We start from the raw sequence: 14,752 nt of genomic DNA, 5'->3' as shown, positions 1-14,752 counted from the left end.
GTCTACCGCTTCTTGCCCTGATGCTTGATGTTCGCCGGCCGCCCGCGATGCTTGATCACCCGCTTGGGCGGCCCGCCGCGCCGCCGCTCCGGCCCGGATCCACTACCCTTGCCGTCGGGCAGCTCGAAGCGCAGCGCCCCCGACACCGGGTTGGCCTCGACCAGCCGCAGCGGCAGCCGCTGGCCCAGCGCGAACTCCTCGCCGGTCTCTTCGCCCACCAGCTTCTGCGCCGCCTCGTCATAGCGGAAATATTCGCGGCCCAGATCGCGTGCCGGCACCAGCCCGTCGCCGCCGACGCCATCGACCGTCGCGAAGAAACCGAAATTCTGCACCCCGGTAATCCGCGCTTCCATCACCTCGCCGACATGCGCCGACAGATAGGCGGCGACATAGCGGTCGACCGTCTCGCGCTCAGCCTCCATCGCCCGCCGCTCGAGCTGGCTGATGACCTCGCCGGTCTTCGCCATCTCGGCATCGGTAGGCAGCTCGCCGCCCGGTCCCAGCTTGTTCGATTCCACCAGCGCGCGATGCACGACCAGATCGGCATAGCGCCGTATCGGCGAGGTGAAATGCGCGTAGCTGCCCAGCGCCAGCCCGAAATGCCCGGCATTCTGCGGCCCGTAATAGGCCTGGGTCTGCGTCCGCAGCACCTGGATCATCACCTCTTCGCGGAACTCGGCATCGGCCACCCGCGCGATGACATGGTTGAAGGTGCCCGGCCGGATCACCTGACCCAGCGTGAACTCCACCTCCAGCGTCTTCAAATACTCTTTGAGCGCGGCCAGCTTCTCGCGGCTCGGCGGCTCGTGGACGCGGTACATCACCGGCGCCTTGCGCGCTTCCAGCGCCTTGGCCGCCGCCACGTTGGCCGCGATCATGTAATCCTCGATCAGCTTGTGCGCGTCGAGCCGCTCGCGCGGCGCGACCGACAGGATGCGTCCCTTCTCGTCGAGCATGATCCGCCGCTCGGGCAGGTCGAGGTCGAGTGGCTCGCGCTTCTCGCGCGCCTTGTTGAGCGCGCGCCAGCACGCCCAGAGTGGCCGCAACGTCGAATCGACCAGCTTGGGATCGACCCCAGCCAGTTCTTCCGCGGGCATCGCGCACGGCGAGGACGTCACATCGACCTGCTCGCCCGCCGCATCGATCGCCGCCTGCGCATCCTCGTACGCAATGTTCGCCGCAAGCCGCACCACGGCGCGCGTGAAGCGCCAGCCCTTGATCTCGCCCCGGGCCGAGATCTGCAAATGGCACGCCATCGCCGCGCGATCGACATTCTGCTTCAGCGAACACACGTCCGCTGAGAGCACCTCGGGCAACATCGGCACGGCGCGATCCGGGAAGTATACCGAATTGCCCCGCTTGCGCGCCTCGCGGTCGAGAAGCGACCCGGGCCGGACATAGAAGCTGACGTCCGCGATCGCGACGATCGCCTTCCACCCGCCCTCATTCTTGGGATCGTCGTCGGGCGCGGCCCATACCGCATCGTCATGGTCGCGGGCGTCGGACGGGTCGATCGCCACGATCGGGATGTGCCGCAAATCCTCACGACCCTTGCCCAGATCCTGCTTCGCGACGCGCTCGGCCTCTTGCAGCAGCTCTTCCGAAAACACGTTCGGGATGCTGTGCTTGTGGATCGCGATCAGGCTGAAGCTGCGCGGTGCGAACGGATCGCCCAGCACTTCGGTCACCTTGGCGAAGATGCGCGGGCCGCGCCCGCTCTTCTCCGCCATCACCAGATCACCCGGCTCGGCGCCGTTGCGTTCGGAGATGACGAAGCTGTTGCGCTCCTTCTTCTCCAGGCCGTGCAAATAGAGCCGACCGCCCTCTTCCTTGACCACGCCCAGCACCGCTTCCTCGCCACGAGCGAGCTTCTTCATCGGATGCGCGATCAGCCCGTTTCCGGCCTCTTCGGTGCGCGCTAGGATGCGGTCGCCCACGGCCAGCGCGCTGTGCTTGCCGCGCTCGCGCACGCGCAGCCGCGGCACCGGGACGCCCTCGGCCTCCCAGCGCTCGGGCACTGCCCAGACGGTGTCGCCATCGGAGTCGGTGATGCGCAGCACGGTCACCTTCGGCACGCCGCCCATTTTGTGAAAGGCGCGGCCGGGGGCGCTGTCGATCAGGCCTTCGTCGGCCATGTCGCGCAGCAGCGCCTTGAGCGTGATCTTCTCTTGCCCCGCCAGGCCGAATGCGCGCGCGATCTCGCGCTTGCCCGCAGGCTGGTCGGAAGAGCTGATGAAATCGAGAATCTGTTGCCGCGTCGGCATGCCGGGCGCGGGCTTCTTTGCTTTGTTCTGTTTTGCCATTGGCCCTGAATATAGGGGCTGTCCGCCCAATTCCCAACCGAATAGGCTGATGCGGTGACGTACGACCTCCTCATCGCCGGCGGCGGCATCAACGGCTGCGCGATCGCGCGCGAGGCGGCGTTGCTCGGCCTGTCCGTCCTGCTGGTCGAGAAGGACGATCTCGCCGCCCATACCTCCTCCGCCTCCAGCAAGCTGATCCATGGCGGGCTGCGCTATCTCGAAACCTATGAGTTCCGGCTGGTGCGTGAGGCGCTGCACGAGCGTGAGCGGATGCTCGCCGCCGCGCCCCACCTCATCCACCCCATGCCGTTCGTCCTGCCCCATGCGCACAGCGTCCGCCCGTGGTGGATGGTCCGCGCGGGCCTCTATCTCTACGACCTGCTCGGCCTCGGCTCTTCGCTACCCCGCTCGCGCGCGCTGCGCCGCGACGATCCTCGCCTCGCTCCGATCGCCCAGAATGTCGGCGGCTTCCTCTATTGGGACGCTCAGGTCGATGACGCCGCCTTGGTCCGCGCCAACGCCGCCGACGCCGTCTCAAATGGCGCAAAGGTAGACACCGGCGTCGCCGTCACCGGCGTACAGCGCGACGGCACCGGCTGGAGCGTCTCACTGAGCGATGGCAACACGGTCGAGGCCCGCGCCATCGTCAACGCCACCGGCCCATGGGTGAAAGCCTTTCTCGACACGATCCGAATCCGCACCAACAGCGGCCTGCGGCTGATCAAGGGCAGCCACATCGTCGTGCCCGCTCTGTGGGAAGGCGACCAGGCTTATATCCTGCAGCAGCCCGACCGCCGCGTGGTGTTTGCAACCCCCTGGCGCGGCGGCACGATGATCGGCACCACCGATGTGCCGGTGGAACGGCCGGAGGACGCCGGCATCGCCCCGGCCGAGATCGACTATCTCTGCGCCGCCGCCAATCGCTACTTCAAGCGCCAGATCGTGCCCACCGACATCACCGCCACCTGGTCGGGCATCCGCGCGCTCTACGACGACGGCCGTGACGAGGTGCGCACGATCACGCGCGACTATGTGCTCGAACTCGACACGAGCGGCGCGCCGGTGCTGTCGGTGTTCGGCGGCAAGATCACCACCGCCCGCGCCCTTGCCGAGCACGCGCTGGCAAAGCTCGCCCCCGTACTGAACTTCACGGCCCGGCCAGTCACGCGCGACCGGCCGTTGCCCTGATCAATAGGCGCGCGCGACCAGGATCCGCTCGACGGCCGGGCGGCCGGTGAACATACAAATCCCATCCGCCGGCGCCGCGTCGAGCGGCACGTTGCGGAAGGTGAGTTTGAGCGCCTTGATCCGCTCGACCGCCTTGTCCAGCTCCTCGCCGGTCGGCCTGGCCCACTGCACCTCGACCCAGCCGGGATATTTGCCCGATCCTTCGAAATGCGCCTTGAGCGCGTCGAACGTCTCGACCCCGCGCACGATATTGGCGTCGAGCTTGGCCCGCGCCTGCGTGTGCAGCGTTGTCTGGATCTCTTCCAGCAGCCCAGCCGCCTGCGCGACGAAGTCGCCCTTGGCCAGGATCGCGCTGTCGAGCTTGCCGTCCTCGCGATACAGCCGGTCGCGACGGATCATTGAGACGTTGCCACCCGCCATGTCGCGGCCGCCGACCTCGATCACCACCGGCGCACCCTTCTTGACCCAGCCCCAGCGCTTGTTGGCCGCCTTGGCGGCGCGGGTGTCGAGCAGCACACGCACCGGTTCGCCGAACGCGCTCTGCTTCACCAGCTCGGCCTTCAGCCCCTCGCAATAGTCGAGCAGCGCGGCGTCCTCGTCGCTGTCGCGCAGCATCGGCACGATCACCACCTGCCACGGCGCGAGCCGCGGCGGCACGCGCAGACCATCATCGTCGCCATGCACCATGATGATGCCGCCGATCATGCGCGTCGACATGCCCCAGCTGATCGTGTTGGCCAGCTCGAATTCGCCATTCGCATTCTGGAAGCGGATGTTCTGCGCCGATGCGAAATTGGTGCCCAGGAAATGGCTGGTGCCGGCCTGCAGCGCCTTGCCGTCCTGCATCATCGCCTCGATCGAGAAGGTCGAGACCGCGCCCGGGAAGCGCTCATTCTCCGGCTTCTCGCCCGCGATCACTGGCATCGCCGCAGCGTCCTCGGCAAAGCTACGATAGACTTCCAGCCCCACCATCGTCTGCTCACGCGCCTGCTCTGCGCTGGCATAGGCGGCATGCGCTTCCTGCCACAGGAACTCGGCGGTGCGTAGGAACATCCGCGTGCGCATCTCCCAGCGCACGACGTTCGCCCACTGGTTCACCTGCACCGGCAGGTCGCGCCACGACTGCACCCAGCGCGAGAAGGCCGTTCCGATCACCGTCTCCGACGTCGGGCGCACGACCAGCGGCTCCTCCAGCTTCGCCTCGGGATCGGGCACCAGCCCGCCCTTGCCGTCGCCGACCAGCCGGTGGTGCGTGACCACCGCCATCTCCTTGGCGAAGCCGTCGACATGCTCGGCTTCCTTCTCGAAATAGGACAGCGGGATGAACAGCGGGAAATAGGCATTGTCATAGCCGACGCCCTTGATGCGGTCGTCGAGCAGGCGCTGGATGCGCTCCCAGATGCCGTACCCCCATGGCCGCATGATCATGCAGCCGCGCACCCCCGATTCCTCGGCCAGATCGGCTTCCGAGATGACGGCCTGGTACCAGGCGGCGAAGTCCGCTTCGCGGGTGACGTTGAGTGCGTGCTTGATCATGCGCGGCGGATAGCGCGTCGCGAACCGCGCGTCACCCCGCTTCGCGGCTTGCCCCCCGCCCTCCGCCCTCCTAGGCGAGGATCATGTCGTCGGATCGCATCATGCTCGGCCTCGGCCTGCGCCTGCTTGCGATCCTGATGCTCTCGACGATGGGGGCGCTGATCAAGCTGGTCGAGACGCGCGGCGCGCATCTGGTTGAGATCATGCTGTTCCGCCAGTTCTTCGCGATCCCTTTCGTCCTCGCCTGGGTGATGATGGGTCCGGGCCTCGCCTCGCTGAAGACGCGGCATTTCAGGCTGCATGTCAGCCGCTCGGCGGTCGGCCTTACCGGCATGGTGTTCAATTTCGGCGCGGTGCTGCTGCTTCCGCTCGCCGAGGCGACCACCTTCGGCTTCACCGTGCCGATCTTCGCCACGATCCTGGGGGCGCTGGTGCTCAAGGAACCGACCGGCTGGCACCGCTGGGGCGCCGTCCTTGCCGGGTTCGTTGGCGTGCTGATCGTCACCCAGCCGGGGAGCAGCCACATTCCGCTCGGTGGTGCACTGGTCGGCCTCACCGCCGCGCTGTTCGTGGCGATCGTCGCGATCCAGCTGCGCCAGCTGGGCCGCACCGAAAGCCCCGCCACCACCGTCTTCTGGTTCTCGACCCTGTCGGTGCCGCCGCTGCTGATCGGCTATGCCTTCGTCGCGGCGCCGCACGATTGGCAGACCTTCGCGCTGCTGATCCTGATCGGCTTCGTCGGCGGCGGCGCGCAGCTCGCGCTCACCGCATCGTTGCGCTTCGCCCCGGTCTCGGCCGTGGTACCGATGGACTATTCCAGCCTGATCTGGGCGACGCTCTATGGCTATCTGCTGTTCGGCGTGCTTCCCGGCCACTGGACCTGGATCGGCGCGCCGATCATCATCGCAAGCGGCCTCTACATCGTCTGGCGCGAGCGCCGGCGTGGCCTTCCGATCGCCGATGCCGAACCCACGGCCTAGGCCCGATAGACCAGCATGATGTTGTTCGCCGGCATCTCGACCAACCGCTCGAACGCCAGCCCGCGCGCCGCAGCCGCCGCGCTCACATCGGCCACATCACGCAACCCCCAGCGTGGATCCCGCGCCTTGAGCGACGCGTCGAACGCCGCGTTCGACAGCGCCGTCTCCATCTCCGCCCGGCGATAGGGGCCATAAAGGATCAGCGGCCCGCCTGTCGGCAGCACCCGCGCCGCGCCGTCGAGCAGCCCCAGCGTCGCTTCCCATGGGCTGATATGCACCATGTTGATGCACAGCAGCGCATCGGCGCGCTCCACCGGCCAGTTCTGTACTGCAGCATCGATCGCCACCGGTGGCGCGACATTGCCCAGCCCCGCACACCACGACGCGATCGAGGTCAGCGCCGACGGCTCGGGATCGCTCGGCTGCCAATGCAGTTCCGAGAAGCGCTCCGCGAAGAACGCGCAATGCTCCCCGCTCCCGCTCGCCACCTCCAGCACCACCCCCGTTTCCGGCAGCACCTCCGCCAGCACCGCCGCGATCGCCTCGCGGTTGCGCACGGTCGCGGGCGCATGTTTGCGCGCCGCGCCGCTGTCCTCGGCGGCGATCCACGGCGTCGGATCGGCCATCACTTCGCCGCGAACAGCTCAAGGAATTTGAGCGCCAGCGGGCTCTTCTCGATCTCGGCCACCTGCGTGCGGTTGCCCCAGTGCAGCCCGTCGGTATTGCCCAGCGCCACCAGGGTCAGCCCCTTGTCCGGCACCTTGAGCAGGAAGCCGGCATAGGCTTCGGGCCACCAGCCGCCGTGCCACACCAGCTTCTGCCCGTGCCAGCTCTGCGTCCACCAGCCATAGGCATAGCCGGCGGACTTGCCGTCGGGGTCGGTCGGCGGCGTCCACATCTTGGTGCGCAACACCGGGGACAGGATCCGTCCCTGATCGAGCGCCAGCGAATATTCCGCCAGGCTGCGCGCGCTGGCGATGATCCCGCTCGACGCGTTCATCTCGGGATTGGGCAGCGGCGTCGGCGCCAGGCTGTTCCACCCATTCTTGCCGCTGGTGAAGGGCGGGGCAAGGTTGCGCAAAGCTGCCCCACCCTTGGGATCGCGCCAGCCCGCGGCGATATCCTTGAGGCCCGCCTTGTCGAGCACATAGAGCCGCACCCAATGTTCCAGCGGCTTGCCGGTCTTCTCCTCGACCCAGTTGGCCAGCCGCCCGAACACCACCGGATTGTACATGAAGTTGGTGCCCGGCGTGCCCAGCACGCGCATCTGCAGCACCTGCCGTACGCTGATCTTCGCGGCACAGTCGAGCTTGGGCGGGACATAGCCGTCCTCTAGCTTGACGCCGCCGCCGAACATGTTGCCGCTCTTGGTCAGCCGTTCGCAGCGTTCCTTCCAGTCGGACAGCGTCGTGAACTCATCGTCCAGGCGGATCACCTTGTCCGCGTCCATCTGCAACAGCGTCGCGCCGACAAAGGTCTTGGTCATCGATGCAACGAGGTAGCTGGTATCCGCCGTCGTCTTTTCCTCGACGTCATGGTCCTGCCAGCCGATCCCCTCGGCCGCGACGATCTTGCCGTCCTTGACGATGGCGTAAGACAGGCTGAGCACCGCACGTTCCTTGCGGAACGCGGTCGCGAACGCCTTGAACTCCGCAAGTTTCGCGGTGTCGTCGGCAGATTGTGCTTGGGACGGCGCGGCAAACAGCAGCGCGGCAAGGGTCAGGACTCGGCGAATCATCGGCATTCCCCCGGCTTGGTTGGTCCAAGCTAGGCGAAACCGGATGGTTGTCACGCGCCGCCGGTGGTCTCGACTTCCGCGACGGATGTGAGCGGGCCAGCGAGGAGCAAATAGCACCCGGCGGCAACCGCCATCATCGCGCCGGCCCATAGCAGCGCCGATCCCGCACCGGCGCTGCGGGCGCGACCCGGTATCAGGATCGCGGCGACGATCCCCCCACCGATCGCCATCACCGAGCCAAGCGCGAAGAGCAGCGCCATGCCGCCCAGCCCATCGCCACCGTGATTGATCAGCCCCGATCGGTCGAGCAGATTGATCAGGACGACCGCAAGGCCCAGCCCGCACGCGCTGCCCGAGATAAACCCGGCCAGCGCGAAGGCGAGGCTGCGCAGCGCGTTCACCCTATTCCGCGGCTTCCGCCTGCGACGGTTCCTTCCACACCAGCACCGGCTTGCGCGCGGCCTGGGTCTCGTCGAGGCGGCGGCGCGGAGCGAAGTGCGGCGCCGACTTGAGCGCGACGTCGCCCGCCTTAGCCCGCTCCGCCACCGAACGGAACGCGCCGATGAACTGGTCCAGCGCCGCCTTGCTCTCGGTTTCGGTCGGCTCGACCAGCATCGCGCCGTGCACCACCAGCGGGAAATAGACCGTCATCGGGTGGAAGCCCTCGTCGATCAGCCCCTTGGCGATGTCGAGCGTCGAGAAGCCCTCGGGCAGACCCTTGTCGCTGAAGATCGCCTCATGCATGCACGGCCCGCTCTTGGCGAAGGGCGCGTCGAGCACATCCTCCAGCGCGCGCAGCACATAGTTGGCATTGAGCACCGAATCCTCGGAAACCTGCTTCAGCCCATCCGCACCATGCGACAGGATGTACGTCAGCGCGCGCGTGAACATGCCCATCTGGCCATGGAACGACACCATCCGGCCGAAGCTCTCGGCATGATGTTCGCCCGCAGTCTCTTCCTCGATCAGCTCGAAGCGGTCGCCCTGCTTCTCGACGAACGGCAGCGGCGCATAGGGCGCCAGCGCCGCCGACAGCACCACCGGCCCCGAACCCGGCCCGCCGCCGCCATGCGGGGTCGAAAAGGTCTTGTGCAGGTTGATGTGCATCGCATCGATGCCAAGGTCGCCCGGGCGAACCCGGCCGACGATCGCGTTGAAGTTGGCGCCGTCGCAATAGACATAGCCACCCGCGGCGTGGACCGCGTCGCTGATCGCCTTCATATCCGGCTCGAACAGGCCGCAGGTATTGGGATTGGTGATCATCACCCCCGCAACGTCCGGCCCCAGCCGCGCCTTGAGCGCTGCCAGGTCGACGCGCCCGGCTTCTGTCGCCGGAATATCCTCGACGGTGAAGCCCGCGAACGCGGCGGTCGCCGGGTTGGTGCCATGCGCGCTCTCGGGCACCAGCAGCACCTTGCGCGCCTGCTCGCCCTTGGCGTCGAGCGCCGCGCGAATCGCGAGGACGCCGCACAGCTCGCCATGTGCGCCCGCCTTGGGCGACATCGCGACCGAATGCATGCCGGTCAGCGTCGTCAGCCAGTGGGCGAGCTGGTGGATCACCTCGAACGCGCCCTGCACGGTATCGACCGGCTGGAGCGGGTGGACGTCGGCGAAGCCGGGCAGCCGCGCCATCCGCTCGTTGAGCCGCGGATTATGCTTCATCGTGCAGCTGCCGAGCGGAAACAGGCCCAAATCGATCGCGTAATTCTGGCGGGACAGGCGCGTGTAATGGCGCACCGCCTCCGGCTCGGACAGGCCGGGCAGGCCGATATCCTTGTTGCGGGCAAGCCCGCCAATCCGCGACGTCGCCTTGGGCGTTTCGGCGAAGTCGACCCCGGTGGTGTCGAGCGAGCCAATCTCGAAGATCAGCGCCTCGTCGAGCATCAGCGCGCGGTTGCCGGTAAAGGTCGCGCTGTCGCTGCGCTCGCCGGCGTTCATCTCGGGGCGCCAGCCGGACTGGTTGATGCTCATGCCAGCACCTCCTGAAGCGCGGCGGCAAGCGTCTCGACGTCCTCCGCGGTAGTGGTTTCGGTGACCGCGACGACCAGCCCGTTGGCCAGCGCGTCCTCACCCGGATAGAGGCGACCGAGCGACACGCCCGCGAGGATGCCCTTGTCAGCCAGCTCGCGAACGATCGGCCGCGCTTCCTTCGACAGCTTCAGTGTGAACTCGTTGAAGAAGGTCGGCGTCACCAGTTCGACCCCCGGCACCTTGGCCAGACGCTCCGCCGCGGCGCTCGCGCCCGCATGGTTGAGCGCGGCAAGCTGCCGCAGCCCCTTCTCACCCAACAGGGTCATGTGGATCGACCAGGCGAGCGCACACAGCACCGAGCTGGTGCAGATGTTCGACGTCGCCTTCTCGCGGCGGATATGCTGCTCGCGCGTGGACAGCGTCAGCACGAAGCCGCGCTTGCCCTCGGCATCGACCGTCTCGCCGGTGAGGCGGCCCGGCATCTGACGAACGTATTTTTCCTTGCAGCCGAACAGGCCGACATAGGGCCCGCCGAACTGCAGGCCGACGCCGATCGACTGGCCTTCGCCGACGACGATGTCCGCGCCCATCTCGCCCGGCGACTTGATCGCGCCCAGCGCTACCGGCTCGGTGACCACCGCGACCAGCAGCGCCTTCTTAGCCTGGCACGCGGCGGCGAGGTCGGACAGGTCCGAAATGCGGCCGAGGATGTCGGGATACTGCACCACGACGCACGAGGTCTCGTCGTCGATCATGCCGATTAGCGCGTCGGTATCCGGCTCGGCGGTCAGCTCCGGCAGCGCCGTCACCAGCTGGTCGCCGGTATATTTCGCCATCGTGTTGGCGACCGAGACATAATGCGGGTGCAGCCCGCCCGACAGGATCGCCTTGGCGCGCTTGGTGATGCGCCGTGCCATGCCGATCGCTTCCCAGCATGCGGTCGAGCCATCATACATCGACGCGTTGGCGACATCGGTCCCCAGCAGGCGCGCGACCTGCGTCTGGAACTCGAACATCACCTGCAGCGTGCCCTGCGCGATCTCGGGCTGGTAGGGCGTGTAGGCGGTCAGGAACTCGCCGCGCTGGATGATGTGATCGACGCTCGCCGGAACATGGTGGCGATACGCGCCACAGCCCAGAAAGAACGGCGCTTCCCCCGCCGACAGGTTCTTGCGGGCCAATGCGGTCATGTGCCGCTCGACCGCCAGTTCGCTGGCGTGCGGCGGCAGCCCCGCGATCGGGCCGCTCAGACGGGCGCTCTCGGGCACATCGACGAACAGATCGTCGATCGCCGCCGCGCCGACCGCGGCGAGCATCGCCTGCCGGTCGTTGGGAGTCAGGGGAAGATAGCGCAATTGAGTTCTCCGGCCGCTGGCCACTAATCAAAACCGTCACCCCGGCTTCATGCCGGGGTCCACCGTGCCGCGCGGAACGCCCTTGAGCCTCTTGCCCATCGCCCGCCGCGCCGTGGATGCCGGAACGGGGCCGGCATGACGGCGAAAATCAAAGCTTCGAGACGAAGTCCTGATACTTGCCCTCGTCCATCAGGCCGTCGAGCTCGCTGGTGTCGGACAGAGTCATCTTGAAGAACCAGCCCTCGCCCTCGGGATCCTCGTTCACCAGCGCCGGCTCATCGGCCAGTGCCGGGTTACCCTCGACGATCGTGCCCGAAACGGGGGCATAGACATCGCTCGCCGCCTTGACGCTCTCGACCACCGCGGCGTCGTCGCCCTTGCTCACCTGCTTGCCCTCATCGGGCACTTCGACGAACACGATGTCGCCGAGCTGGCTCTGCGCGTAATCGGTGATGCCGACGGTCGCGATCTCGCCGTCGAGTTCGATCCACTCATGATCTTCAGTGAAATAACGGCTCATTTGGGTCCTCCCTCACGGACGTAATTGTGTGGGACGAAGGGCATCGCGACCACTTCGCCATGATGAATCTTGCCGCGCTGGCTCAGCGTCACGCGGGTGCCGATTTCGGCCATCGCGATCGGCACATAGGCCATCGCGATCGGCTTCTGCACGGTCGGCGCAAAGCCGCCGCTGGTGACGCGTCCTACCTCGTTGCCTTCACCATCCAGCACCAGCGCCCCCTCCCGCACCGGCTGGCGTCCCTCGACGATCAGGCCGACGCGGCGCTGGATCGCGCCATTCTCGCGCTCGAGCAGGATGCGCTCGGCGCCTGGGAAATTGGCTTCCTCGCGCCGGCGCTTGCTCGCAACCGCGAAGTTCAGCGCCGCCATGATCGGCGTGGTGTCGGTATCCAGGTCGTGCCCATAGAGCGGCAGGTCAGCCTCGAGCCGCAGCGAATCGCGCGCGCCCAGGCCAATCGGCTTCACTTCGGGCTGCGCGGTCAGCGCATCGGCCAGCGCCGCAGCCTTGTCCGCCTCGACCGAAATCTCGAACCCGTCCTCGCCGGTATAGCCCGAACGGCTGATCCACAGGCTGGTGCCGTTCCAGTCGAACCGCCCACCGCGCATGAAGATCAGCGCGTCGACACCCGGCACCACGCGGCTCAGCGCATCGATCGCCTTCGGCCCCTGCAGCGCGAGCAGCGCGTGCTCGTCCATGTGGTTGATCTCGATCTCGTCGGCGAGATGCTCGCGCAGATGCGCGATATCGTCCCATTTGCACGCGCCGTTGACGACCATGTAGAGGCCGTCCTGCCAGCGGGTGAACATCAGGTCGTCCAGGATCCCGCCATTCTCGGCGAGCAGCAGCGAATATTTCTGCCCGTTGACCTTCACACCCGTGACGTCGGCGGGGATCAGCGCCTCGAGCGCCGCGTCGAGCCCGTCGCCCGACAGGAACAACTGGCCCATATGGGAGACATCGAACAGGCCCGCGCTCTCGCGCACCCACAGATGCTCGGCCATGATGCCTTCATACTGGACCGGCATCTCATAGCTCGCGAACGGCACCATCCGGCCGCCCTTGGCGCGATGCCAGGCATCGAGCGGAAGCAGCGCCAGCTCTTCGACGATTTCGGGTTCTTGCGTGGCGTCGCTCATGTCCATCTCCAAAGGAATCGACGGAACAGCCGCAAGATGCGGCCATTCACCGTCGCCCCCTCTGTCACGGAACCTGAGAGCTTTCTCCCGTCCTGCGGCGGACGGAATTACCCCTTCGGTGGCCACCCTTGCGAGCGGCGCTTTCCAGAGTGTCGTGGCTCGCGCGGTCCCTGGTGCCTGAGAGATTCCGGGGCGGTTGCTCCTTCGGCGGAGGCGGTTTCCCGCCTCAACTCTCCCGCGCGCGCCTTCAGCGGTTGCCCACTGCTGACCCGCCCCATCTGCTGCGGCGGGCCAGACGAGTCAATCGCGATTCAGCGCGTCGCGTTGTACTTGAGCTGCTCGTCGGTCAGCTGGAAACCGACCAGAGCCTCGAAAGTCGCACGAAGCACTGCTTGGCGAATCTCCGGCCGCGCCAGCGGATCGACCGCAGCGGTCTCGTCGCCCGCCTTGCGCTTGGCCAGGATCTGGCGGCGGATATCCTCAGGCAGGGTTGCCGCCGAACGCGAGACGATGGCGTAGCTCGTGCCTGTCGCTGACGCGCGGCTCTGGCCCTCGGCGAAGTTCAACGTCACCTGGCCCAGCCGCTTGGACACAACCGAGCTGCCGCCCTGCACCACCGCGACATAATAAGGCAAAGTCACCTGACGCGCCTCACTGCCGAAGCGGCGGCTGCCCAGCACCTCGAAATTGATCGTGGTCTGGATATTCTCGCTCGCGTCGTCGCAGATCGAGGTGACGTTGGTCAGCACCGCAGTCACGTCGATCGCATTGGCGTCGCGACTGGTCGGCGAATTAAACAGGGTCACGTCCCCGGTATGCGCCGCCACGCCGACGCGCGGGCAGGCCGAACGGACCTGAGTGATGCCGCCTTCGGCGATGTCGCCCGTTTTCGCGCAGCCCGCGAGTGCCAACATCGTCGTCGCGGCGAGAGCCAGATTGCGGATACGCAAGGGGGACACCTTTCCTGAAACCTTGATAGGGCCGCCTTCGCTTCGGAAACCGGCGCGGCCCGTCATAGGAACCGCCTTTCGCCCGCGCAAGCAATCGCGTAGAGCCGCCTCGACATGAGCAATGCCGAAAAGCCCGCCCTCGAGCTCCTGATCGCCGCGCCACGCGGCTTCTGCGCCGGTGTCGACCGCGCCATCCAGATCGTAGAACGCGCGATCGAGAAGCACGGCGCGCCGGTCTATGTCCGGCATGAGATCGTCCACAACAAGTTCGTCGTGGATTCGCTCAAGGCCAAGGGCGCGGTGTTCGTTGACGAGCTGGACGAGGTACCCGACGGCGTCCCCGTGGTCTTCTCGGCGCACGGCGTGCCCAAGTCGGTCCCGGCCGAGGCGCAGGATCGCGGCCTCTCCTATCTCGACGCCACCTGCCCCTTGGTGTCCAAGGTCCATCGCCAGGCCGAGCGCCTGGTCGCCGCCAAGCGCCATATCCTGTTCATCGGGCATGCCCGCCACCCCGAGGTGATCGGCACCTTCGGCCAGGTGCCCGCGGGCAGCATGACACTGATCGAAACCGAGGCGGATGCCGAGGCACTGGTGGTCGCCGAGCCCGACAACCTCGCTTTCCTGACCCAAACGACGCTGTCGGTCGACGATACCGCAACGATCCTCAACATCCTCCAGCGCCGCTTCCCAGGCATCGTCGCGCCCAAGGCCGACGACATCTGCTACGCGACCTCGAACCGCCAGGCTGCGGTCCGCGCGATCGCCCAGTCGTGTGATCTGGTGCTGGTGATCGGCGCGCCCAACTCGTCCAACTCGGTGCGGCTCGTCGAAGTCGCCGAACGCGAGGGAACGACGGCCAAGCTGATCCAGCGCGCCGACGAGCTCGATTTCGACTGGCTCTGGGGTGTCGGCACGCTCGGCATCACCGCGGGTGCCTCGGCGCCCGAGCTACTGGTGCGCGAAGTGGTTGAAAGGCTCGCCACCCGCTTCGAGGTGACCGAGCGCCAGGTCGAAACGGCGCAGGAAACCATCGTCTTCAAGCTGCCCCGCGACCTCGAAGCGGCCTGATCCC

The 14,752-nt window shown here is 67.0% G+C and carries 13 protein-coding genes and 1 riboswitch; of the genes, 3 read left to right on the top strand and 10 right to left on the bottom strand.

Translation table 11 applies throughout. The features are described 5' to 3' along the window. Nucleotides 1-2: 2 nt before the first annotated feature. A complete protein-coding gene (gene rnr, locus AC07M1_RS04695; protein ID WP_495161404.1) occupies nt 3-2,303 on the bottom strand; it encodes a ribonuclease R in 2,301 nt (766 codons plus the stop codon). A 54-nt stretch (nt 2,304-2,357) separates the two neighbouring features. Between rnr and glpD the strand changes: the two genes are divergently transcribed. Then, a complete protein-coding gene (glpD, locus tag AC07M1_RS04690; protein WP_495161403.1) occupies nt 2,358-3,491 on the top strand; it encodes a glycerol-3-phosphate dehydrogenase in 1,134 nt (377 codons plus the stop codon). Here glpD and AC07M1_RS04685 read toward each other — a convergent pair whose 3' ends face one another. Then, nucleotides 3,492-5,027 carry an aminoacyl--tRNA ligase-related protein gene (locus AC07M1_RS04685; protein ID WP_495161402.1) on the bottom strand — a complete coding sequence of 512 codons (1,536 nt, stop codon included), beginning with the start codon at nt 5,025-5,027 and terminating at the stop codon, nt 3,492-3,494. 83 nt (nt 5,028-5,110) lie between these two features. Here AC07M1_RS04685 and AC07M1_RS04680 point away from each other — a divergent pair, with 83 nt between their 5' ends. Further along, the gene (locus AC07M1_RS04680; protein ID WP_495161401.1) at nt 5,111-6,007 is read left to right on the top strand and encodes a DMT family transporter; all 897 of its coding nucleotides are present in this window, start codon (nt 5,111-5,113) and stop codon (nt 6,005-6,007) included. Here AC07M1_RS04680 and AC07M1_RS04675 read toward each other — a convergent pair. The 8 genes from AC07M1_RS04675 to AC07M1_RS04640 form a co-directional block, all read right to left on the bottom strand. After that, complete coding sequence (locus tag AC07M1_RS04675) at nt 6,004-6,633, bottom strand: DUF938 domain-containing protein (protein WP_495161400.1); 630 nt, start codon at nt 6,631-6,633, stop codon at nt 6,004-6,006. The two genes, AC07M1_RS04680 and AC07M1_RS04675, sit on opposite strands and share 4 nt — an antisense overlap. Next, nucleotides 6,633-7,745: a serine hydrolase domain-containing protein gene (locus AC07M1_RS04670; protein WP_495161399.1), complete on the bottom strand. Its 1,113-nt coding sequence runs from the start codon at nt 7,743-7,745 to the stop codon at nt 6,633-6,635. The genes AC07M1_RS04675 and AC07M1_RS04670 overlap by 1 nt, the downstream gene beginning before the upstream one ends. Nucleotides 7,746-7,795: 50 nt before the next feature. Continuing rightward, on the bottom strand, nt 7,796-8,146 hold the full coding sequence (locus AC07M1_RS04665) for a hypothetical protein (protein ID WP_495161398.1): 351 nt from the start codon (nt 8,144-8,146) through the stop codon (nt 7,796-7,798). Between the two features lies 1 nt (nt 8,147). Next, nucleotides 8,148-9,716 carry an aminomethyl-transferring glycine dehydrogenase subunit GcvPB gene (gene gcvPB, locus AC07M1_RS04660; protein ID WP_495161397.1) on the bottom strand — a complete coding sequence of 523 codons (1,569 nt, stop codon included), beginning with the start codon at nt 9,714-9,716 and terminating at the stop codon, nt 8,148-8,150. Further along, nucleotides 9,713-11,071 (bottom strand): aminomethyl-transferring glycine dehydrogenase subunit GcvPA, encoded by a 1,359-nt coding sequence (gene gcvPA, locus AC07M1_RS04655; RefSeq protein WP_495161396.1) that lies wholly within the window; start codon nt 11,069-11,071, stop codon nt 9,713-9,715. The genes gcvPB and gcvPA overlap by 4 nt, the downstream gene beginning before the upstream one ends. A gap of 148 nt (nt 11,072-11,219) precedes the next feature. Beyond that, nucleotides 11,220-11,591, bottom strand: a complete 372-nt coding sequence (gcvH, locus tag AC07M1_RS04650) for a glycine cleavage system protein GcvH (RefSeq protein ID WP_066573742.1) — start codon at nt 11,589-11,591, stop codon at nt 11,220-11,222. After that, nucleotides 11,588-12,730, bottom strand: a complete 1,143-nt coding sequence (gene gcvT / locus AC07M1_RS04645; RefSeq protein ID WP_495161395.1) for a glycine cleavage system aminomethyltransferase GcvT — start codon at nt 12,728-12,730, stop codon at nt 11,588-11,590. The genes gcvH and gcvT overlap by 4 nt, the downstream gene beginning before the upstream one ends. A 154-nt stretch (nt 12,731-12,884) precedes the next feature. After that, nucleotides 12,885-12,978: riboswitch (glycine riboswitch) on the bottom strand. Between the two features lie 63 nt (nt 12,979-13,041). Beyond that, nucleotides 13,042-13,680: a hypothetical protein gene (locus AC07M1_RS04640; protein ID WP_495161394.1), complete on the bottom strand. Its 639-nt coding sequence runs from the start codon at nt 13,678-13,680 to the stop codon at nt 13,042-13,044. Nucleotides 13,681-13,794: 114 nt separating this feature from the next. On the opposite strand from AC07M1_RS04640, the gene ispH reads away from it, so the two are divergent. Further along, nucleotides 13,795-14,748 (top strand): 4-hydroxy-3-methylbut-2-enyl diphosphate reductase, encoded by a 954-nt coding sequence (gene ispH, locus AC07M1_RS04635; RefSeq protein WP_495161393.1) that lies wholly within the window; start codon nt 13,795-13,797, stop codon nt 14,746-14,748. Nucleotides 14,749-14,752: the final 4 nt, after the last annotated feature.

Source organism: Sphingomonas sp. GW821-FHT10C01 (genome assembly GCF_059415525.1).
The sequence above is the reverse complement of the archived record's forward strand: the minus strand, read 5'-3'. Positions and strand labels throughout refer to the sequence as shown.